The 19,966-nt window shown below is 64.8% G+C and carries 18 protein-coding genes; 4 read left to right on the top strand and 14 right to left on the bottom strand.

Annotated features, from left to right (window positions below):
• Positions 1-6: 6 nt before the first annotated feature.
• Both BCV67_RS16020 and rlmD read right to left on the bottom strand, forming a co-directional pair.
• Positions 7-492: a CYTH domain-containing protein gene (locus BCV67_RS16020; RefSeq protein ID WP_062168420.1), complete on the bottom strand. Its 486-nt coding sequence runs from the start codon at positions 490-492 to the stop codon at positions 7-9.
• A gap of 3 nt (positions 493-495) precedes the next feature.
• Positions 496-1,836: a 23S rRNA (uracil(1939)-C(5))-methyltransferase RlmD gene (gene rlmD, locus BCV67_RS16015; RefSeq protein ID WP_062168422.1), complete on the bottom strand. Its 1,341-nt coding sequence runs from the start codon at positions 1,834-1,836 to the stop codon at positions 496-498.
• A gap of 125 nt (positions 1,837-1,961) precedes the next feature.
• On the opposite strand from rlmD, the gene BCV67_RS16010 reads away from it, so the two are divergent.
• Positions 1,962-2,675 carry an Hpt domain-containing response regulator gene (locus BCV67_RS16010; RefSeq protein WP_062168424.1) on the top strand — a complete coding sequence of 238 codons (714 nt, stop codon included), beginning with the start codon at positions 1,962-1,964 and terminating at the stop codon, positions 2,673-2,675.
• Between the two features lie 181 nt (positions 2,676-2,856).
• Here the strand turns inward: BCV67_RS16010 and recO are convergent, their stop codons facing one another.
• The 9 genes from recO to rpoE form a co-directional block, all read right to left on the bottom strand.
• A complete protein-coding gene (gene recO / locus BCV67_RS16005; RefSeq protein WP_062168427.1) occupies positions 2,857-3,579 on the bottom strand; it encodes a DNA repair protein RecO in 723 nt (240 codons plus the stop codon).
• A gap of 196 nt (positions 3,580-3,775) precedes the next feature.
• Entirely contained in the window at positions 3,776-4,678 is a 903-nt protein-coding gene (gene era, locus BCV67_RS16000; protein ID WP_057626568.1) for a GTPase Era, read from the bottom strand.
• A complete protein-coding gene (gene rnc, locus BCV67_RS15995) occupies positions 4,675-5,352 on the bottom strand; it encodes a ribonuclease III (RefSeq protein WP_057626569.1) in 678 nt (225 codons plus the stop codon). The genes era and rnc overlap by 4 nt, the downstream gene beginning before the upstream one ends.
• Positions 5,342-5,713, bottom strand: coding sequence for a DUF4845 domain-containing protein (locus BCV67_RS15990; protein ID WP_062168429.1), 372 nt, complete (start codon positions 5,711-5,713; stop codon positions 5,342-5,344). Before BCV67_RS15990 ends, rnc begins: the two co-directional genes overlap by 11 nt.
• Before the next feature lie 29 nt (positions 5,714-5,742).
• A complete protein-coding gene (gene lepB / locus BCV67_RS15985; RefSeq protein ID WP_062168431.1) occupies positions 5,743-6,546 on the bottom strand; it encodes a signal peptidase I in 804 nt (267 codons plus the stop codon).
• A gap of 105 nt (positions 6,547-6,651) precedes the next feature.
• On the bottom strand, positions 6,652-8,442 hold the full coding sequence (gene lepA, locus BCV67_RS15980) for a translation elongation factor 4 (RefSeq protein WP_062168433.1): 1,791 nt from the start codon (positions 8,440-8,442) through the stop codon (positions 6,652-6,654).
• A gap of 159 nt (positions 8,443-8,601) precedes the next feature.
• Positions 8,602-10,122, bottom strand: coding sequence for a DegQ family serine endoprotease (locus BCV67_RS15975; RefSeq protein WP_062168435.1), 1,521 nt, complete (start codon positions 10,120-10,122; stop codon positions 8,602-8,604).
• 128 nt (positions 10,123-10,250) lie between these two features.
• Entirely contained in the window at positions 10,251-11,141 is an 891-nt protein-coding gene (locus tag BCV67_RS15970; protein ID WP_062168437.1) for a sigma-E factor negative regulatory protein, read from the bottom strand.
• Entirely contained in the window at positions 11,138-11,758 is a 621-nt protein-coding gene (rpoE, locus tag BCV67_RS15965) for an RNA polymerase sigma factor RpoE (RefSeq protein WP_062168440.1), read from the bottom strand. Before rpoE ends, BCV67_RS15970 begins: the two co-directional genes overlap by 4 nt.
• Positions 11,759-11,994: 236 nt before the next feature.
• On the opposite strand from rpoE, the gene BCV67_RS15960 reads away from it, so the two are divergent.
• Positions 11,995-14,058: a 3-hydroxyacyl-CoA dehydrogenase NAD-binding domain-containing protein gene (locus tag BCV67_RS15960; protein WP_062168442.1), complete on the top strand. Its 2,064-nt coding sequence runs from the start codon at positions 11,995-11,997 to the stop codon at positions 14,056-14,058.
• 223 nt (positions 14,059-14,281) lie between these two features.
• Here the strand turns inward: BCV67_RS15960 and BCV67_RS15955 are convergent, their stop codons facing one another.
• From BCV67_RS15955 to BCV67_RS15945, 3 genes are all read right to left on the bottom strand, one after another.
• Positions 14,282-15,274, bottom strand: coding sequence for a cation diffusion facilitator family transporter (locus BCV67_RS15955; protein ID WP_062168444.1), 993 nt, complete (start codon positions 15,272-15,274; stop codon positions 14,282-14,284).
• A gap of 79 nt (positions 15,275-15,353) precedes the next feature.
• On the bottom strand, positions 15,354-16,166 hold the full coding sequence (dsbG, locus tag BCV67_RS15950) for a thiol:disulfide interchange protein DsbG (protein ID WP_062168446.1): 813 nt from the start codon (positions 16,164-16,166) through the stop codon (positions 15,354-15,356).
• 24 nt (positions 16,167-16,190) lie between these two features.
• Positions 16,191-16,988, bottom strand: coding sequence for a TlpA disulfide reductase family protein (locus BCV67_RS15945; protein WP_062168448.1), 798 nt, complete (start codon positions 16,986-16,988; stop codon positions 16,191-16,193).
• Positions 16,989-17,125: 137 nt separating this feature from the next.
• Between BCV67_RS15945 and BCV67_RS15940 the strand changes: the two genes are divergently transcribed.
• Entirely contained in the window at positions 17,126-18,565 is a 1,440-nt protein-coding gene (locus tag BCV67_RS15940) for a GGDEF domain-containing protein (RefSeq protein WP_062168450.1), read from the top strand.
• A 97-nt stretch (positions 18,566-18,662) separates the two neighbouring features.
• Positions 18,663-19,787, top strand: a complete 1,125-nt coding sequence (locus BCV67_RS15935; protein WP_062168452.1) for a metallophosphoesterase — start codon at positions 18,663-18,665, stop codon at positions 19,785-19,787.
• Positions 19,788-19,966: the final 179 nt, after the last annotated feature.

The raw sequence follows: 19,966 nt of genomic DNA, 5'->3' as shown, positions 1-19,966 counted from the left end.
AGCGTTTTACCACTGGCTATAGGGTTTCGACGCCAGGGCCAGATTGTAATACCGCAATTCGTCGGTCACTTCGGCGCCGGCCCAGTCAGGTTTGGCGAACACCTGATCGGCGCTTTCCAGTTCCACCTCGGCTACCACCAGCCCGGCGTTGTCGCCAAGAAATTCGTCCACTTCCCACAGCAGGCCATCGTGCTGGACCAGGTGCCGGCGCTTGTCGATCAGGCCGCCTACGCACAAGGCCAGCAGCTCGCGCGCCTCGTTTACCGGCACCGGGTAATCGAACTCCTGGCGGGTATGGCCGAGTTCGCGCGACTTGATGTTCAAGTACGCCTCGTCGCCCTGGATGCGCACCCGCACCGAGGCCTTCTGCGCACCACTGTCCATCGCCGCCATATCGTTGATATAGCCCTGCGCCATCGGAATCACCGCATGCGCAGCGGCGCGCCAGCTGTCATCGGTGACAAGGAACTTGCGTTCGATCTCGATACCCATGGCTCAGTGCTTCTCGAACACGGCAATGCTTTCCACGTGCGCGGTATGCGGGAACATGTCCATCGCACCGGCCGACACCAGGGTGAAACCCCGCTCGTTGACCAGGTAACCGGCATCGCGTGCCAGCGAACCCGGGTGGCAGCTGACATAGACAATGCGTTTGAACTGATCCAGCGGCAACTGCTTGAGCACGTCGATCGCGCCCGAACGCGGCGGGTCCAGCAGCAGCTTGTCGAAGCCCTGCTGCATCCACGGCGCGCTGCTCTGATCCAGGGTCAAATCGGCGGCATGGAATTCGGCGTTGTCCAGGCCGTTGCGCTGCGCGTTTTCCTTGGCGCGTGCGACCAGACCGGCCTCGCCTTCCACGCCCACCACTTGGCGCACGGTGCGCGCCAGCGGCAAGGTGAAGTTGCCCAACCCGCAGAACAGGTCAAGCACGCGCTCGTCCGGCTGTGCATCCAGCAGGGTCAGCGCATGCGCGATCATCTGCTGGTTGAGCTTGGCGTTGACCTGGATGAAGTCCAGCGGCTGGAAGGCCAGTTCAACATCCCACTGCGGCAACGCGAACGACAACGCAACGCCCTCGGCCGGCCACAACGGGGCAACCGTATGCAGGCCACCGGATTGCAGGTAGATCGCAAAGCCATGGGTCTGGCCGAAGGCAATCCAGGCCTGGCGATCGGCATCGCTGAGCGGCTGCAGGTGGCGCACGGTCAGCGCGATGGCGGCATCGCCGGCGATGAACTCGATCTGCGGGATGTCGCGCTTGCCGTCCAGCGATTCAATGAATTCGGACAGCGCCGCAACCTTGCCGCCGATCTCCGGGATCACCGTCAGGCACTGCGACAGATCCGCAACGAAACGCGGGTCCAGTTCGCGGAAGCCGACCAGCGTCTTGTCCTTCTTCTCGACCCGGCGCACCGAGAACCGGCCCTTGCGGCGATAGCCCCAACTGTCACCCACCAGCGGCGGCAACACGCTGCCCGGGCTGACATGACCGATGCGGGTCAGGTTCTCGGTCAGCACATGCTGCTTGGCCACGATCTGCTGCGACTCCTCCAGATGCTGCAGCACGCAGCCGGAACACACGCCGAAATGCGGGCAGCGCGGCTGCACGCGGTTCGGCGAGGCCTTGAGCACTTCCACCGTCTTGGCTTCATCGAAATGCCGGCTTTTGCCGGTCTGTTCGGCCATCACCGTTTCACCCGGCAGCGCACCGCTGATGAAGGTGACCTTGCCACCCTCGCCATCGCGGCGCGCAACGCCACGGCCATCGTGGCTGAGGTCGAGGATGTCGGTCTGGAACGGGGTTTTGTCTATGCGGGGGGATCTGGATCGGGCCACGTGGCAAACGGCTGCGGGCAAAAGGGCGCACATTGTCGCAGATGCAGACCAGCAACACCCCTGACGGCTTGCAGATCGCGGAGCCATCGCTAATATGCGGGTTGTAGCTGACATGGAGGCAGCAGATGAATACGCATCAACAAGGAAACCTACCGCGCCTGTTGCTGGTCGAGGACGATATGACCAGCCAGGGCTTCTTCCAGTTTGTGCTGGAATCGCTGCCGGCAAAGGTTGATATCGCCGACTCCTGCGCCAGCGCGTTGCGCCTGGCACAGGAAGGACGCTACGACCTGTGGCTGCTCGACGTGAACCTGCCCGACGGCAACGGCGCCAACCTGTTGCGCATCCTACGTGAGCAGCACCCGCATACCGTCGCCCTCGCACATACCGCCGACACCAGCCAGCAGATGCAACGCACCCTGCAACAGGCCGGTTTCCAGGAAACGCTGGTCAAGCCGATCAGTCGCGATGCCCTGCTCAGAAGCGTGCGCCGCAGCCTGGCCAAGTCCGCGGTGAAGGCCGACGGCGAGGTGGCCGAAGCCGCGCTTGATTGGGATGAATCGGCCGCGATGAACGCGCTCAATGGGCAGCAGGCACATGTGCGTGCATTGCGCGAACTGTTTCTGTCCGAGTTGCCGGGCACCCGCGATGCGGTCAGCCATGCACTGGAAGAGCACGACGACAAGACCCTGCACGCGCAGCTGCACAAGCTGCAGGCCAGTTGTGGCTTTGTGGGTGCGTCGCGGCTTGCCTATGCGGTGCGCCAGTTGAACCACGATCCGGCGTCGATGCAGGCCCGGCAACAATTCGGCAGCGCCGTCAGCGCACTGCTGCGCTGATCACCCCGGAATATCCCGATGTAGTGCCGAGCCATGCTCGGCAGGGGGGTTCCTGGTAAAGCCCCTTGCCGAGCGTGGCTCGGCATTACATGGGTTGGATTTTGCATAGGGCCCTGCCGAGCATGGCTCGGCACTACAGGGTTGGATTTTGCATAGATCCCCTGCCGAGCGTGGCTTGGCGCTACGGTTGCGGACGCGGCAGCTCGCCCAGCATTTCCCAGGATTTCAAGCCGCGCCCACCGAGGTGATGCAGCAATACCGCGCGCATCTGCAGGCGCAGGCTGGCCAGGTCGCTGTTGCCGGGCGGCTGGTCGGTGGCCAACGCCAGCAAGGCAGCGCCGGTGGCCAGCGTGCGGCGTTCGTTGTTGCGCTCACTGAGCAGGCGCAGCGGGCCTTGCAACGGGTCCAGCCGATAGCGGGCGGCCGGATCGATCGGCTCGCCATCGGCGGCGCTGCTCCAGTCGAAGCCCACGCCCAGCGCGTCCAGCAGGTCGCGTTCGAAGCGCCGCAGTGACCAGGCCAGCGTAGCCGGCTGGTCCAGCTGCGCACGCAGCTGGCCGTAGGCTTCATACAGCTCGGGCATCGGGTCCTGACGTGGCGTCAGGCGCATCACCAGCTCATTGATATAGAAACCGGCCAACATCGCGTTGCCGTGCAGGCGCGGGGCGACGTCCTGGCTTTCGGCACGGCGCAGCTGCGCCAACTCGCCAGTTTGCTGCGCATCGAAACGGATTGCCTGCAGGGGCTGCAGGGCCGCACGCAGCGCCTGCTTCTTCGGCCCCTGCACGCCGCGCGCAAGCAGACCCAGTCGCCCATGCTCCAGGCTCAGTACCTCGACCAGCAGACTGGTCTCGCGCCAGGGCCGGGCATGCAGCACGTAAGCGGGCTGGTCTTCAATGCGCATTGCGGGGAAGCCGTGGCTCGGGATAGGCAACAGCCTGCATCCGTAGCGGCGCAGGCTTCATCCAACATCTTAGCGGCCGGGCCCAGGGCGCAGGCGAGAAGCCGAAGCAACCCGGCTTGTCGTGGCCGGCCCTGTCCCAGTCGCGGGCGGTCGCCATGGTTGCCGCCCCTTCCGGATCGCGATTGCCCGCCGGGAATTACTGCTCGCCGTAGCCGAAGGCCTTGAGCGCGGCTTCGTCGTCCGACCAGCCTTCACGCACGCGGACCCAGGTTTCCAGGAACACTTTCGCACCGAACAGACGTTCCATCTGCAGGCGGGCCTTGGCGCCGATTTCCTTCAGGCGGGTGCCGCCCTTGCCAATCACAATCGCCTTCTGGCCTTCGCGCTCGACCCAGATCACCGCGCCGATGCGCAGCAGCGCACCGTCTTCGGCGAAACGTTCGATCTCCACCGTGGTGGCGTACGGCAGTTCTTCGCCAAGCTGGCGCATCAGCTGCTCACGGACCAGCTCGCCAGCCAGGAAACGCTGGCTGCGGTCGGTGATTTCGTCTTCGCCATACATCGGCGGGGCTTCCGGCACCAGACCAATCAGGTCGCGTACCAGCGACTCCAGGCCGTTGCGCTTGAGTGCCGAAATCGGGTGCACGGCGGCGAAGTCGCGTCCAACGGTGATCTCCTGCAGGAACGGCAGCAGTGCACCCTTGTCCTTCATCCGGTCAACCTTGTTGACCACCAGCACCACCGGGATGCCGGCGTCGCGCAGCACGTTGAAGGCCAGGGTGTCTTCTTCGTCCCAGCGGCCGGCTTCGATGACCAGCAGGCCTGCGTCCACGCCTTCCAGCGAGGCGCGGGCGGCACGGTTCATCACCCGGTTCATCGCGCGCTTCTGCTGGCGATGCAATCCGGGCGTGTCGACCAGCACCAGCTGCCCTTCCGGGTAGGTGGCGATGCCGAGAAGGCGGTGGCGGGTGGTCTGCGGGCGGTTGGAGACGATGCTGACCTTGGCGCCCACCAGGGCATTGGTCAGGGTCGATTTACCGACGTTGGGGCGGCCGATGACGGCGACGCTGCCACAGCGATGAGAGGAGGTGTCGTTCACTTGGAATCCAATTGCTCTATTGCGGCGGCTGCCGCCTGTTGTTCGGCCAGCCGTCGCGAAGTGCCTTCGCCTTCGGTACTCACGGCAGGGTCAGCCACGCAACAGCGCACATGGAAGTGCTTGGCGTGGTCGTCGCCGGTCTCCGATACCAGCTCGTATACCGGCAGAGGCTTCTGCCGGGCCTGCAGCCATTCCTGCAGGCGTGTCTTGGGGTCTTTCTCGGGCTTGCCCACCGGCACCGCCGACAGCGAGGCCTCGAACCACGGCATTATCCGCGCGCGGCAGGCTTCGAAACCGGCGTCCAGGTAAATGGCGGCAACCACCGCTTCCACCGTGTCGGCGAGGATGGAGTCGCGGCGATGGCCGCCCGACTTCATCTCGCCCGGGCCCAGCGTCAGCCGCTCGCCCAGTTCCAGGGTGCGGGCGATCACCGCCAGGGCGCTTTCACAGACCAGCGAGGCGCGGGCACGGGTGAGCGCGCCTTCGTCAGCCTTCGGCCAGCGCGTGAACAGCGCTTCGGCGATCAACATGTTGACGATGCTGTCGCCAAGGAATTCCAGGCGCTCGTTATGCGGCGCACCGGCACTGCGATGGGTCAGGGCCTGCTTCAGCAAACCCTGATCCTTGAATGGGTGACCGATCAGGTCACCCCGTTGGAACGTTCTAGTCAACACTGCTTCCAGTCAATTCCTGCGAATTCTCGAAGTTGCCGACGATGTCCAGGTTACCCACCAACGGACGGCGTACTTCGTACTTGACGTTCATGCGGACACCACCATCGATGCGCTCGAACTTGATGTTGTCACGGGTCACCGACTCGGAACTGTTGATGTCCATGCGCTTGAAAAACAGCTCCAGCGCCTTGTTCGGATCCGAACTACCCGGCTCATTGGCCAGCGACTTCATCGAAGTCTTGACCGCGTAGAACTCCTGGTACATCGGGAACAGCTTCATCGCCACGTACAGGCCGAAACCCACTACCGCCAACACCATCAGGAACGAGGTCAGCGTCATACCTGCTTGCTTGTGCTTCATTGCGATCTCCCCAGAAACGCGTTGTCCACTCATTGAATACCCGTCCCGATACGCGACGGTTCGAAACTGCCCTTGCAGAACCAGCCTTCACAGTTCAGCCAGATCAGGAAGGCCTTGCCGCGCAGATTCTCTTCCGGCAGGAAATGGGTCTGCTGCCAGAAGCGACTGTCCTCGCTGTTGTCGCGATTGTCACCCATCACGAAGTACTGGCCTTGCGGCACCACCCAGTCACCCTGCCCGCGCGGGTCGGCGCGGCCCAGCAGTTCCAGGATGGTATGGGTGCGGCCCGGCAGCTGTTCGCTGAGCAGCGAGGCCCCGGTCATTTCCGCGCCACGGCCCTTGCCAACGTACTCACCGCGGTCTTCGTAGACCATCGGCACGCCATTGATGGACAAGGTGTCGCCATGAAAGCCGATGCGGTCGCCCGGCAGGCCGATCACCCGCTTGATCCAGTTCTGGTCGGGTGCATGCGGCGGCTTGAACACCACCACGTCGCCGCGCTTGGGCTCGGACACCGGGATGATCTTGGTGTTGGTGATGGGCAGGCGGAAACCGTAGGAGAACTTGTTGACCAGGATGAAATCACCGATCAGCAGGTTGGGCATCATCGAGCTGGACGGGATCTTGTACGGCTCGGCCACGAAGCTGCGCAGGATCAGCACCACCGCCAGCACCGGGAAGAACGCGCGCGAGTAGTCCACAACCGCCGGCTCTTCGCTGTCCAGCAGGCTGGCTTTCTCGGCACGGCGCTTGCGCAGGTACAGCTTGTCCAGCAGCACCACCAGGCCGGAGCCCAGGGTCAGCACGACCAGGATGATTTCAAACCATTTCATTCGGTGTTCCTTCGGAATGGGGCTGGTGACGGGCGGCGGGAGATTCGCAACAGCGGGAGCGGATGCCGCTCTCTCCAATCCCGAATCCCAAACCCCCGATCACTGTTACTTGTCCATCTGCAGCACAGCGAGGAAGGCTTCCTGCGGGATCTCCACACGGCCCACCTGCTTCATGCGCTTCTTGCCTTCCTTCTGCTTCTCCAACAGCTTCTTCTTGCGCGAAACGTCGCCACCATAGCACTTGGCCAAAACGTTCTTGCGCATCGCCTTGACCGTGGTACGGGCGATGATCTGCGCGCCGACCGCAGCCTGGATGGCCACGTCGAACATCTGCCGGGGAATCAGATCCTTCATCTTTTCGCACAGCTCGCGGCCGCGTCGATCGGCATGGCTGCGGTGCACGATCAAGGACAGGGCGTCGACCTTGTCACCGTTGATCAGCACGTCCAAGCGCGCGAACGGGCCAGCCTCGAAACGCACGAAGTGGTATTCCAGCGAGGCATACCCACGGCTGACCGACTTGAGCTTGTCGAAGAAGTCCAACACCACTTCGGCCATCGGCAGCTCGTAGCTGATCTGCACCTGGCTGCCCATGTAGTTGATGCCGATCTGGCTGCCGCGCTTTTCTTCACACAGCTTGATGATGCTGCCGATGTACTCCTCGGGGGTGAGGATGTTGGCGCGGATGATCGGCTCGCGGATTTCGGCAACGGAATTGCCGCCCGGCAGCTTGGCCGGGTTGTCCATCATCAGGATGCTGCCATCGGTCTTGAGCACCTCATAGACCACCGTCGGTGCGGTGCTGATCAGATCGAGGTTGTACTCGCGCTCCAGCCGCTCCTGCACGATCTCCATGTGCAGCATGCCGAGGAAGCCGCAGCGGAAGCCGAAGCCCATCGCCTCGGAGCTTTCCGGCTCGAAGCGCAGCGCGGCGTCGTTCAGGCGCAGCTTGTCGAGGGCTTCGCGCAGGTCCGGGTAGTCCTCGGCGTCGACCGGGAACAGGCCGGCGAACACGCGCGGCTGCATTTCCTGGAAGCCGGGCAAGGGCTCGGACGCCGGGTCGGCCAGCAGGGTCAGGGTGTCGCCGACCGGCGCACCGTGCACGTCCTTGATGCTGGCATTGATCCAGCCCACTTCACCGGCACGCAGCGCAGGCGTTTCCTTGCGCTTGGGGGTGAAGACGCCGACCTTGTCGACCAGATGCCAACGGCCGGTGGACATGACCTGGATCTTGTCGCCGGCCTTGATTTGGCCCTGCATCACACGCACCAGCGAGACCACGCCCAGGTAGTTGTCGAACCAGGAGTCGATGATCAGCGCCTGCAGCTTGTCGCTGCCACGGTCAACCGGCGGCGGGATGCGGTGCACAATGGCTTCCAGCACCTCCTCCATGTTCAGGCCGGTCTTGGCGCTGACGGCGACCGCGTCGGAAGCGTCGATGCCGATCACCGCCTCGATCTCGGCCTTGGCACGGTCGATATCGGCGGTGGGCAGGTCGATCTTGTTCAGCACCGGCACCACTTCCAGGCCCTGCTCAATGGCCGTGTAGCAGTTGGCCACCGACTGCGCTTCCACGCCCTGGGCCGCATCGACCACCAGAAGCGCGCCTTCGCAGGCGGCCAGCGAGCGGCTGACTTCATAGGAGAAGTCGACGTGGCCGGGGGTGTCGATGAAGTTCAGGAAGTAGGTCTGGCCGTTGCGGGCCGTATACGGCACCGACACCGACTGCGACTTGATGGTGATGCCACGTTCGCGTTCGATCGGGTTGTTGTCCAGGACCTGCGCTTCCATTTCGCGCGCGGTCAAGCCGCCACACAACTGGATGATGCGGTCGGCCAGGGTGGACTTGCCGTGGTCGACGTGGGCGATGATGGAGAAGTTGCGGATCATCCGCATTGAATCGTGTGACATAGGTGGCGGCGGCGGCGCTGCGTCGTCAGGATAACGGGGCATTATCGCACGGCCGAGCCAAGCCCCGCACAGGGTTTGGCCGGCAGATGAACGAAAGGAGCCGCCCGAAGGCGGCTCCTGTAGCTGCAACAAGGCCTGCGCGGCTTATTCGCCGGCCCGGATCGGGACAAAGGCGCTGTTGGCGCCGGCGCGGACCAGCAACATCACCACGTCACCCTTCTTGTAGCCAGCCAGCTCGCGGTTCAGCGCGGCGACACTGCCCACCGGGACCCGCCCGACCTGCAGCACCACCATCCCCGGAGCCAGACGCGCCTCGCGACCGGACTGGCTGTTCACACCGGTGATGCGTACGCCCTCGCCCGACTCCAAGCCCAACTGGCGGCGCTCGGCAGCGGTCAAATCGGCCACTTCCAGGCCCAGCAAGGCGTTGGCGCCAACCTGCGGCTTGCCCTCATCGGCACCGGCGGCAGCGTTGCCCGGCCGGGCGGCATCTTCGGCCAGCTCGTTCAGGGTCACGGTGATCTCACGCGGCTTGCCGTCACGCAGGATGCTCATCCGCACCTTGCTGCCCGGCGCCATCGCGCCAATCATCGGCGGCAGTTCGCTGGAGGTGTTGATCTCAGTGCCGTTGACCGCGCGGATCACGTCACCCACCTCGATCCCGGCCTTGGCGGCCGCGCTGTCGGGCACCATCTGGTTGACCAGCGCGCCACGACTGTCGGGCAGCTTGAAGCCCTGGGCGATATCGCTGGTGACCTCGCCGACCATCACGCCCAGCTGGCCACGGCTCACCTTGCCGGTCTTCTTGATCTGCTCTACCGCACTCATCGCCAGATCGATCGGGATCGCGAAGCTGATGCCCATATAGCCGCCGGACGCGGAGAAGATCTGCGAATTGATGCCAACCACCTCACCACGCGTATTCAGCAGCGGACCACCGGAGTTGCCCTGGTTGATCGCCACGTCGGTCTGGATGAACGGCACATAGCGCTGCTCGTTGCCACCGGTATTGCGGCCCAGCGCACTGACGATGCCGGCGGTGACCGAATGGTCCAGGCCGAACGGCGAGCCGATCGCGACCACCCACTGGCCGGGCTTGAGCGAGTTGGAATCACCCACCCGCACGGTCGGCAGGTTCTTGGCCTCGACCTTCAGCAAGGCCACGTCGTACTGGGCGTCGCTGCCGACCACCTTGGCGGTGAACTCGCGGCGATCGCTCAGGGTGATCTTGACCGACTCGGCGCCGTCGATGACATGGTGGTTGGTCAGCACATAGCCGTCATTGGAAATGATGAAGCCCGAGCCCATGCTGCGCCCGCGCGGGCCGCTGTCCGGCCCTTGCTGTCCCGGCCCCGGCATCTGGAAATCCGGACCGAAGAAGCGGCGGAAGAACTCCGGCATCTGGTCCATGTCCGGGCCCTGCTGGGCAGTGCGCGGATTGCGGCGGGCGCCGATCACGGTATCAACCTTGACCACGCCCGGGCCAACCTGGTCGACCAGCTGGGTGAAGTCAGGCAGGCCCTGCACCAACTGCGGTGCGGGCGCGGCGCGGGTAGCGGCCACCTGTTCGGTCGGCGCATTCGGCGCCGGGCTCTGCGCACAGGCCACCAACGGCAGGGTCATCGCCAACAGGCCAAACACCTTGTTTTGGATAAGTGGGGTCATCAGCTCGAGCCTCCAATTCAGTCAAAGCGGGAAAGAACAGCCAAGCCCGGTACGCCCAACCACAGCGCACAAACCTGGAATCCGGGGGAAAACCGGTCGCCCAGAGCTGGACGACCGGCAAGCAACACTTACTGACGCGGCAACAGCCGGCGCGACTCGGCATCGTCGGCGCTTTGTGCCGGCATGCGCGGTTCAAACGGGTAGAACGTCGCCCCACCCTGCTCCTGCGCCGGAAAACTTGCGTTAAGCGCCCCCTGCGACAGCGACGGCGCAACCGACGAGCGCGGCCACGGCCGGGCATGCAGCACGCCGTTGCCGGTGGCAAACGGGTCCTGACGCAAGACCGGCGTTGCCGGCAGTACCGGCGCGGCGGCAATCGCCCGCTGCGGCTCGGCCATGCGCGCAGTGCCGGCGCGTGCCGCCTGCTGGGTGCGGGTCGCGCTGCCACGGCGGGCCGTGGCGTCCTGACGACGGCTTACCGCCGCGGCAACTGCGGGGGCGGCCGCAACCAGCCCAGCGACATTGGCCGCATCCGCCGAGGTCGGCGCAGCCGGCTGCACAGGCGCGGGAGCGACTTCGGCAGTGGTGGCGATCACCGGCGTGGGCGCATTGGTTTCCGGCAGCTGCTCGCGGGCCATGAACAAGGCCACCGCCGCTACCGATGCCGCCAGCGCGGCACCGCCGCCCCAACGCCGCCAACCACTGCGGGACTTGCCCGGCGCAGCGGGCGCGACAAACACCGGCCCGTTCTGCTGGGCATCGGCGTCCATCGCCTGGCGCACGCGCGCACTGAAATCCAAGGGCGCCGGTGCGCAGGCCTGGCCGCGCATCACATCGCCCAGCACCTGCCAGCGCTCCTGGCAGGCGGAAAGCTCGCTGTCGTGTTCCAGCCGGCGCAGCATGAAGCGCGCCTCATCGGCCGCCAGCTCGCCATCCACCAGCGCCGACAGCTGCTGGCGGTAATGCAATTCGAATTTATCCGGCGCAACACCGGCCGGGTTACGGTCTTGCGTGCTCATACGCGACTCCGTTCACGGGTAGCGCTGGGGGTATCCAGCAAGGGACGCAGCTGTGCATCAATGGCCTCACGGGCACGGAAGATCCGCGACCGCACCGTACCGATAGGGCATCCCATTTTTTGCGCGATATCCTCGTAACTCATGCCTTCCACCTCTCGCAACGTAATGGCCGAGCGCAGCTCTTCGGGCAACGCATCGACCGCCTTCATCACGGTCTGTTCCAGTTCCTGGCGCATCAACTCACGCTCGGGCGTGTCGTTGTCACGCAGCCGGACCCCGCTGTCGAACTGCTCTGCGTCACCGATCTCGATGTCGTCGGTGGGCGGGCGCCGGTTGTGTGCTGCTAGGTAGTTTTTTGCGGTATTCACTGCGATCCGATGCAACCAGGTATAGAACTGGGCGTCGCCACGGAAATTCCCGATCGCGCGGTAAGCGCGGACGAAAGTGTCCTGGGCCACGTCCTGACATTCACTCCAGTCGGCGATGTAGCGCCCGATCAACGCGATGATCCGATGCTGGTACTTGCGTACCAGGACATCGAACGCCGCGCTTTCGCCGCGCTGCACACGCCGGACCAGTTCCAGGTCCAGCTCCTGCGGTGTTTCAACCTCGGCCATAACGGGCCGCACTCCTGTCAGCCCAACCGACGTCGGGCAATAAGACCGCTGTTCGCGGCAAAAGTTCAGCACCCTGTCGCAGCGGTACCGCACCAGCTTTTAACTCCCGTTCGGTTAGCCTGCGGGGGCGCTGACCAGATAAGCCCAACACACTTCCTGACATTGGGATTTGACGGCGGGGAAACAACCTCTGGATCATAGCGGTCTTCTCCATACACAACCGGATGGAACGTCCCATGCTCTCAGGCTTCGACGGGCTCCGCTTCAATCATTGGCATACCGAACTGCGCGAAGACGGCGTGGCTGTGCTCAGCCTCGACCGCAAAGACAGCCCGGTCAATGCCATGTCGCAGGACGTGCTGCTGGAACTGGGCGACATCATCGAGCGCCTGGCCATCGATCCACCCAAGGGCGTGGTGGTGCGCTCAACCAAGGCCGCCGGCTTCATTGCCGGCGCCGATCTTAAGGAATTCCAGGAATTCGACCGCCGCGGCACCGTCAACGACGCCATCCGCCGCGGCCAGAGCGTCTACCAGAAGCTGGCCGAGCTGCCCTGTCCGACCGTGGCCGCGATCCACGGCCACTGCCTGGGTGGCGGCACCGAGCTGGCCCTGGCCTGCCGTTACCGCGTGGCTTCCAACGACCCATCCACCCGCATCGGCCTGCCGGAGACCCAATTGGGCATCTTCCCGGGCTGGGGCGGCAGCTCGCGCCTGCCCCAGCTGGTGGGCGCCCCGGCGGCAATGGACATGATGCTGACCGGCCGCACCCTGTCGGCGTCGGCCGCACGTGCGATCGGCCTGGTCGACAAGGTTGCCGCCCCGGCAGTGCTGGTCGATGCCGCGGTATCGGTGCTGCAGACCGGCGTAACCCGCCCGTTCAAGCAGCGCGCCACCGCCTGGGCCACCAACACCTTCCTTGCGCGCAAGATCCTGGCCCCACAGATGGCCAAGCAGGTCGCGCGCAAGGCCAAGAAAGACCAGTACCCGGCGCCGTACGCACTGATCGGCACCTGGGAGCGTACCGGCGGCAGCCCGATCCAGAAGCGCCTGGACGCCGAGCGCCGCGCCGTGGTCAAGCTGGCCAGCAGCCCGACCGCACGCAATCTGATCCGCATCTTCTTCCTGACCGAGCGGCTCAAGGGCCTGGGCGGCAAGGACTCGGGTATCAAGCACGTGCACGTGGTGGGCGCCGGCGTGATGGGTGGCGATATCGCCGCCTGGGCCGCCTACAAGGGCTTCAACGTGACCCTGCAGGACCGCGAGCAACGCTTCATCGACCCGGCCATGACCCGCGCCCAGGCTTTGTTCGACAAGAAGGTCCGTGACGAGAGCAAGCGCCCGGAAGTGGCCGCACGGCTGAAGGCCGACCTGGCCGGCGACGGCGTGGCCCAGGCCGATCTGGTGATCGAGGCCATCATCGAGAACCCGGAAGCCAAGCGCGAGCTGTACCAGTCGCTGGAGCCGAAGATGAAGGCAGACGCGCTGCTGACCACCAACACCTCGTCGATCCCGCTGGTCGAGCTGCGTGACCACATCCAGCGCCCGGCGCAGTTTGCCGGCCTGCACTACTTCAACCCGGTGGCACAGATGCCGCTGGTGGAAATCATCCACCACGACGGCATGGCGGCAGAAACCGAGAAGCGCCTGGCCGCATTCTGCAAGGCGCTGGGCAAGTTCCCGGTGCCGGTTGCCGGCACCCCGGGCTTCCTGGTCAACCGCGTCCTGTTCCCGTACATGCTGGAGGCCGCGACCGCCTACGCCGAAGGCATCCCCGGCCCGGTGATCGACAAGGCCGCGGTCAAGTTCGGCATGCCGATGGGCCCGATCGAGCTGCTGGATACGGTCGGCCTGGACGTGGCCGCTGGCGTCGGCAAGGAGCTGGCACCGTTCCTCGGCCTGCAGATCCCGGCGGCATTGGCGACGGTGGAGCCGAACAAGCGCGGCAAGAAGGACGGCCAGGGCATCTACAAGTGGGAGAACGGCCGCGCGGTGAAGCCGGAAGTGGCCAAGGACTACCAGGCGCCGTCGGACCTGGAAGACCGCCTGATCCTGCCCCTGCTCAACGAGGCGGTGGCCTGCCTGCACGATGGTGTAGTAGCCGATGCCGACCTGCTCGATGCCGGCGTGATCTTCGGCACCGGCTTTGCCCCGTTCCGCGGCGGCCCGATCCAGCATATCCGCGCCACCGGCGTTGATGTACTGGTCGAGAAGCTGAAGACCCTGCAGGCACGGCACGGCGACCGTTTCGCACCGCGCCCGGGCTGGGACATGCCGGTGCTGCGTGAGCCGGTTGCTTGAGCTTGTGAGTCGTTGAAGGAATGCAGAACGGAGCCGAAAGGCTCCGTTTTTGCTTCATGGCTGGGCGCTTTGCGCCCTCCCCTCTCCCCAACCCCTCTCCCGCAAGGGGAGAGGGGCTTTAAAGCTGCAGTTACGAGCATTGCTTCAACTCGCTGAGATGCAAGCCCCTCTCCCCCTGCGGGAGAGGGGTTGGGGAGAGGGGGATGCGCGCAAAGCGCGCTACTCAGCGGTGCACATGCCCGTGATGCCCTTGATGATCCGGCCCATGCGCATGACCTTCGTGATCGTGATCGTGCCCATCGCCGTCAGCATCCAGCTTGGTCTTCACCTCGGCACAATCATCCCCACAGTGATCGATCTCCACCTGCACCGTCACATGATCGATATCAAACCGTTCGTGCAACAGATCCGCCAGTTGGCGGCGCAATACATCCGGCACCTGCCCGTCTCCCATCACCACATGCACGGTCAAGGCCGGGGTACTTGATGCCAGCGCCCACACATGCAGGTCATGGATGCCGGCCACACCGGGAAACGCGCGCAGTGCCTGCTCGATATCGGCCAGCACCACGCCCTTGGGCACGCCCTCCAGCAATACATTGATGGCATCACGCAGCAGCACCCAGGTACGCGGCAGCACCCACAAGCCGATCAGCACCGCCAGAATCGGATCGACCAGGGTCCAACCGGTGAAGTGGATGATCACACCGCCGATGATCACCGCCACCGAACCGAGCATGTCGCTCCATACTTCCAGGTAGGCGCCCTTGACGTTCAGGCTTTCGCCGCTGCCCGCGCTGAGCAGGCGCATCGCGATCAGGTTCACCACCAGCCCAAACGCCGCCACCCACATCATGCCGGTGGAGGCGATGGCCTGTGGCTGCTGGAAGCGCTGCGCGGCCTCCCACAGAATGTAGATGCCCACGCCGAACAGCAACAGGCCATTGACCACTGCGCCCAGGGCTTCCAGGCGTGCATAACCGTAGGTGCGCCGGGCATCCGGCGGGCGCCGGCTCAGGCGTACCGCGGTCAAGGCGATCATCAACCCGAGCGCGTCGGTGGCCATATGCGCCGCATCGGACAGCAGCGCCAGGCTGTTGGTCCAGAACGCGCCAATGACTTCCACCACCAGGTAGACGGTGGTCAGACCCAGCGCCCACCACAGCGGCTTCTCGTGGCGGATTTCGCTGGGCAGGTGGTTGTGGTCGTGGCTCATGACTGGCTCCTTTTAGCGGGGCCAGCTTAGTCAGCCTGCGGTGGCGGAGACTATTACATCGCCGCCACCGATTCAGCGGTCAGCGTGGGCCAAGCACCGTCTGCATGTCATCGCCCTGCGGCATGCCCGAACGCATCTGCACGGTGCCGTCGGCATCCTTGAACAGGATCCCCGGCGTGCCCTGGAAGCCCAGCTCCAGCATCAGCGCTTCGTTGGCGCGCAGCTTGGTCTGCACCGCTGCCGGTACCGTGGCCAGCGGCTTGATGCCACCCTTGGCGAAATCACGCTCGTTCTGCACCAAGGCCTGCTCCGGCGAGGCTGCACCGAGGATGGCCGCCGCCTTGTTGGCGCTGTCCTCGCGGATCACGCCGACCAGGATCTGCCGGATCTGCACCTTGCCCGACGCCACCCACGGCTGCGCCGCTTCCCAGAAGCGATTGCAGTAGGGGCAGTTGGGGTCGCTGAAGGAATAGATGACGCGCGGCGCATCGGCCTTGCCATCGCGTACCCAGTGGCTGGCTTCCACCTTCGCCCAGGCCTGCTGGCCCATCGGCCCGGACACCAGCTCCTTGAGCTTGGCCGCGCTGACATCTTCACCCTTGGCATTGACCAGGGTGCCGACCACGGCGTACTGGCCATCCTTGGAGACGTACACACCCAGCGGCCGCTGGCCGGCGACACCGGCGTAGCCGGTCAGGCCAACCGGGGTTTCAAAGGTGCCCATGAATTCCACGCCCTGCGAGCGCAGCGTGGCAACCACGGCCGGCTCGTTGGCCGCCGCCGGCTTGGCCGCGCTGCTGACCGGGGCCGGGGCGCTGGTGGTCTGCGCACAGGCCACAGGCGCCAACGCAATGAAGGACAACAACAGCAACATCGAACGGGATCGCATCATCGTGTATCTCTTCCAGTAAAGGGGTTATTGCATTTCGCGCAGACGCGCTTCCAACGTGGCGCGCGACAACTCGCCCATATGCACATCGTGCAGGCGGCCATCGGCACCGAAGAACAGGGTGGTGGGCAGTGCGCGGGCACCGGTCTGCTGCATTACCCGCGAGTCGGCATCCAGCAGCACGTTGTCGAGCTGCATGTTTTCAGCGCTCAGGTAGTCGCTCACTTCTTCATGGGTTTCGCCCTGGTTGGCGAACACGAACTGCACCTGCGGATGGGCCTGCTGCGCCTGCGCCAACACCGGCATCTCGCGACGGCAGGGCCCGCACCAGCTGGCCCACAGATTGATCACGGTAGGCTTGCCGGCGAATGCAGCCAGCGGCGCAGGCTGGCCCTGCAGGTCAACCAACACGGCATCCGGCAGAGGTATCGATGAACGCTGCAGCGCGAACAAGGCCATGCCACCGATTGCCCAGAACGCGGCACCTGCCGCCAGGCCCAGCAACACCGGCTTGCGCAGGATGCGCTGGCGCGTTTTCCACAACGCATAGGCCGCAGCAACCAGCACGCCGGCCCAGAGCGAGAAACCTCCATCGCCCAGGCGGATGATGGACAGCGGTTGTGACAGGTAATCGCCGGCATGCAGCAGTACATGCGCAACGCGCGCGCCGAGCAGGCCCAGCAGGAAGGCGTCCAGCACCACGGCACCGGCGCGGCTGCGCAAGCCTTCGGCCGATGGCGTCAATGCACGCGCGAAAAACCAGGCGATCGCCAAGGCCAGCAACGCCACCAAGGCCATCAACGGAAACGGCCCGGCACTGATCATCGCCGCAATCCGCGTTTATCCATCACAACCGCACTTGAACAAGCAGTGAACACAGCCATCAACAAAAAGTCCTTAAAATCCGATAGTTGCTGCCGATAAATGATCGGCTGCCGCTTGGCACTCTACCGATCAGACGCATGAATATCGCCCCCTCCTCTCCTTCCAGCACCGACACCGACAGCAGCGCGCTGGCCGATGCCTGGAAACACAGCCTCCACGCTGCCGGTTGCGAAGCAGGCTGCCTGTTGGCAGGTTTGGCAGAGGGGCATGCCGCCGAACTGGCCGCGCATTTTTACAGCGTCATGATGAATGACGTGCGCGCCTCACGCTCGATGTCACACGACCAGGTGAAGCTGCGTCTGCAACCGGCCATGCAGCGGTGGGTCAGCGATCTGCTGCGGGCCAACGCAGCCGACGTGGAGCGGCTGATCGCCAACCAGCGCGTCATCGGCGACGTACATGCACGGGTGGGCATTCCGGTGGACCTGGTCACGCGCGGCACGCGCGTGCTGAAACAGCGCCTGTTCCAGTTGATCGGCGAACACGCCGGGCACGGTGAAACCGCACATTCTGCCATCGCCAGCCTCACCGCCTCGTTCGATATCGCGCTGGAGGGTATGACACTTGCCTATTCCAATGCACGGGAACGTTCCTCGCGCACCGATGCCGCGTACCGCCTGTTCTCGCTGGTGCAGAACGTCAGCACCGAGCGCGAGCGCCAACGCGCCTTGCTGCTGGACTGGGAGAACACCTTGCTTTACGCACTTGCCGCGCAGGGCGACATGGGCGGCTTCCAGACATTGGCACGCTCGGAGTTTGGCCTGTGGTTCACCCACAAGGGCATTCCGAGTTTTGGCGAAAGTTCGGAAACACGGCAGATCAGCGGCCTGGTCGACGAGGTTGACCAGTTGCTGCAGCACGCACTGCAGCAGCACGGCGGCCCCGTCGCGCGCAGTGCGCAGCTGCAGGTCGTCCGCTCCAAGGTCAGCCAGGTGCGCAGCCTGTTGGGCATGCTGTTCGAACGCATCGGTGAGCTGGACGCCGGCTGCGATGCGCTGACCAACCTGCTCAACCGGCGTTTCCTGCCCACCGTGCTGCGCCGCGAGATCGAGCTGGCCGAAAAATCCGCAGGCAGCTTCGGCGTGCTGTTGCTGGACCTGGATCACTTCAAGGCCATCAACGACACACACGGCCATGAGGCCGGCGACCGCGCATTGCAGCATGTGGCCGGCATCCTCAGCCAGTACACGCGCGGCAGTGACTATGTATTCCGCTATGGCGGCGAGGAATTCGTTGTCGTGCTGGTCGCTGTTGAAGCCGCCCAGGCCATGCTGATTGCCGAGGGCCTGTGCCGGCGCATGGCCGAAACGCCGGTAACCCTGGCCGACGGCCAACTGCTGGACATCAGCGCCAGCATCGGCGTGGCCGTGTATGACGGCCACCCGGATTACGAACGGGTGATGGCGCGCGCCGATGCCGCCATGTACCAGGCCAAGAAACAGGGGCGCAACCGGGTGGTGCTGGGCAGCGAGGCCCTGCCCGCCGCGCCGGGCCGCAGCGCGCTGCATCGCGACTGAGTGGCGCGCGCCACCAACCGATAGCACATGCCATGCCGAGCGCGACGGCCTAGGCTCGATGAGGGTGCACCAGGTCACCCGACGCCGGAACCCCGCCATGCCCGTTGCAACCCGCGCCTTGCTCATCGCACTGCTGTGCAGCACCTTGCCCGCCTTGGCAGCCAACGCCCGCGAGGTGCCTGCACCCGCCGGCCATGTGCAGGCCGACGGCCCTTACGTATTCGGCGAGGGCAAGCGGCTGCAGGCGCAATGGATATGCGATGACCAGGTGATTACGCGGAAATACAGACGAAGCCGCGATGGCGTCCGCAGCATAGCGCCCGAATGCGGCTACTCTCAGCGCCTGCGGATCGCGCCGCTGGCCGAGCCTGGCGCAGCCATCTTGCCTGCGGTGCCACGCATCGTCGCGGTGTCCGACATCCACGGCCAGTACGGCTTGCTGGTGCAGTTGCTGCGCGCCCACAACGTGATCGACAAGGACGACAACTGGGCGCTGGGGCAGGACACGCTGGTGATCGCCGGCGATGTGTTCGACCGTGGCCCGCAGGTCACCGAGGCGTTCTGGCTGCTGTACAGCCTGCAGCAGCAGGCTGCGGACGCAGGCGGCGCGGTGCACTTCGTACTCGGCAACCACGAAACCATGGTGCTGTACGACGACCTGCGCTACGTCAATCCCAAGTACCTGCGCAGCGCACAACTGCTGGGCCGCAGCTACCCGCAGTTGTATGGCCCTGATTCGGTGATCGGGCAATGGCTGCGCACCCGCCCGGTGCTGCTGCGCATTGGCGATACCCTGTTCCTGCACGGCGGTGTGTCGCCCGAGGCGTTGCCGCTGGCATTGGATGCGGCCGCCACCAATGCCGCCTACCAGGCCTCGCTGGGCCGTCCCAAGGCCGAGGTCAAGGCCGACCCGGCGACCGCGCCGCTGTACGACGGCAAGACCAGCCCCATCTGGTACCGCGGCTATTTCGACGGGCGGCTGGATGCGGCCGGGGTGCAGCGCGTGCTGGACCAGCTCGGGCTGAAGCGGATCGTGGTGGGACATACCTCGATGTCGCACGTCAGCAGCTTCCATGACGAACGCATCATCGCCATCGACAGCAGCATCAAGAACGGCGAGAACGGCGAACTGCTGTTCATCGAGAACGGCACGCTCAGCCGTGGATTGCTGGACGGCAGCCGGGCGCCGCTGCAGGTCGGGCAGATCGAAAGCGAGAACTGAGTTGCGTAATTCCCACCAAACGAATTATTCATCGGTTTATGACAATAGGATTCATCTGATATTCACGTGGTCATAACCCTACGTCGAAGATGGTAAATCCTGGTTTCACGCTGGCATGACAGGGGCAGCGAGCGTGCAGCCAGGTAGGTGATTGGTGAAATCACGGCTGGCGTTCTGCC

It is taken from the genome of Stenotrophomonas nitritireducens (assembly GCF_001700965.1).
Classification (GTDB): Bacteria; Pseudomonadota; Gammaproteobacteria; order Xanthomonadales; family Xanthomonadaceae; genus Stenotrophomonas; species Stenotrophomonas nitritireducens_A.
This window is presented reverse-complemented; position numbering and strand designations above follow the sequence as displayed.

Excerpts from the sequence above, each read along its gene's own strand:
- BCV67_RS16020 (WP_062168420.1), bottom strand. The coding sequence starts at position 492 with ATGGGTATCGAGATCGAACGCAAGTTCCTTGTCACCGATGACAGCTGG.
- BCV67_RS16010 (WP_062168424.1), top strand. The coding sequence starts at position 1,962 with ATGAATACGCATCAACAAGGAAACCTACCGCGCCTGTTGCTGGTCGAG.
- recO (WP_062168427.1), bottom strand. The coding sequence starts at position 3,579 with ATGCGCATTGAAGACCAGCCCGCTTACGTGCTGCATGCCCGGCCCTGG.
- BCV67_RS15990 (WP_062168429.1), bottom strand. The coding sequence starts at position 5,713 with ATGAAGCACAAGCAAGCAGGTATGACGCTGACCTCGTTCCTGATGGTG.
- lepB (WP_062168431.1), bottom strand. The coding sequence starts at position 6,546 with ATGAAATGGTTTGAAATCATCCTGGTCGTGCTGACCCTGGGCTCCGGC.
- lepA (WP_062168433.1), bottom strand. The coding sequence starts at position 8,442 with ATGCGGATGATCCGCAACTTCTCCATCATCGCCCACGTCGACCACGGC.
- BCV67_RS15975 (WP_062168435.1), bottom strand. The coding sequence starts at position 10,122 with ATGACCCCACTTATCCAAAACAAGGTGTTTGGCCTGTTGGCGATGACC.
- BCV67_RS15970 (WP_062168437.1), bottom strand. The coding sequence starts at position 11,141 with ATGAGCACGCAAGACCGTAACCCGGCCGGTGTTGCGCCGGATAAATTC.
- rpoE (WP_062168440.1), bottom strand. The coding sequence starts at position 11,758 with ATGGCCGAGGTTGAAACACCGCAGGAGCTGGACCTGGAACTGGTCCGG.
- BCV67_RS15960 (WP_062168442.1), top strand. The coding sequence starts at position 11,995 with ATGCTCTCAGGCTTCGACGGGCTCCGCTTCAATCATTGGCATACCGAA.
- BCV67_RS15955 (WP_062168444.1), bottom strand. The coding sequence starts at position 15,274 with ATGAGCCACGACCACAACCACCTGCCCAGCGAAATCCGCCACGAGAAG.
- dsbG (WP_062168446.1), bottom strand. The coding sequence starts at position 16,166 with ATGATGCGATCCCGTTCGATGTTGCTGTTGTTGTCCTTCATTGCGTTG.
- BCV67_RS15945 (WP_062168448.1), bottom strand. The coding sequence starts at position 16,988 with ATGATCAGTGCCGGGCCGTTTCCGTTGATGGCCTTGGTGGCGTTGCTG.
- BCV67_RS15940 (WP_062168450.1), top strand. The coding sequence starts at position 17,126 with ATGAATATCGCCCCCTCCTCTCCTTCCAGCACCGACACCGACAGCAGC.
- BCV67_RS15935 (WP_062168452.1), top strand. The coding sequence starts at position 18,663 with ATGCCCGTTGCAACCCGCGCCTTGCTCATCGCACTGCTGTGCAGCACC.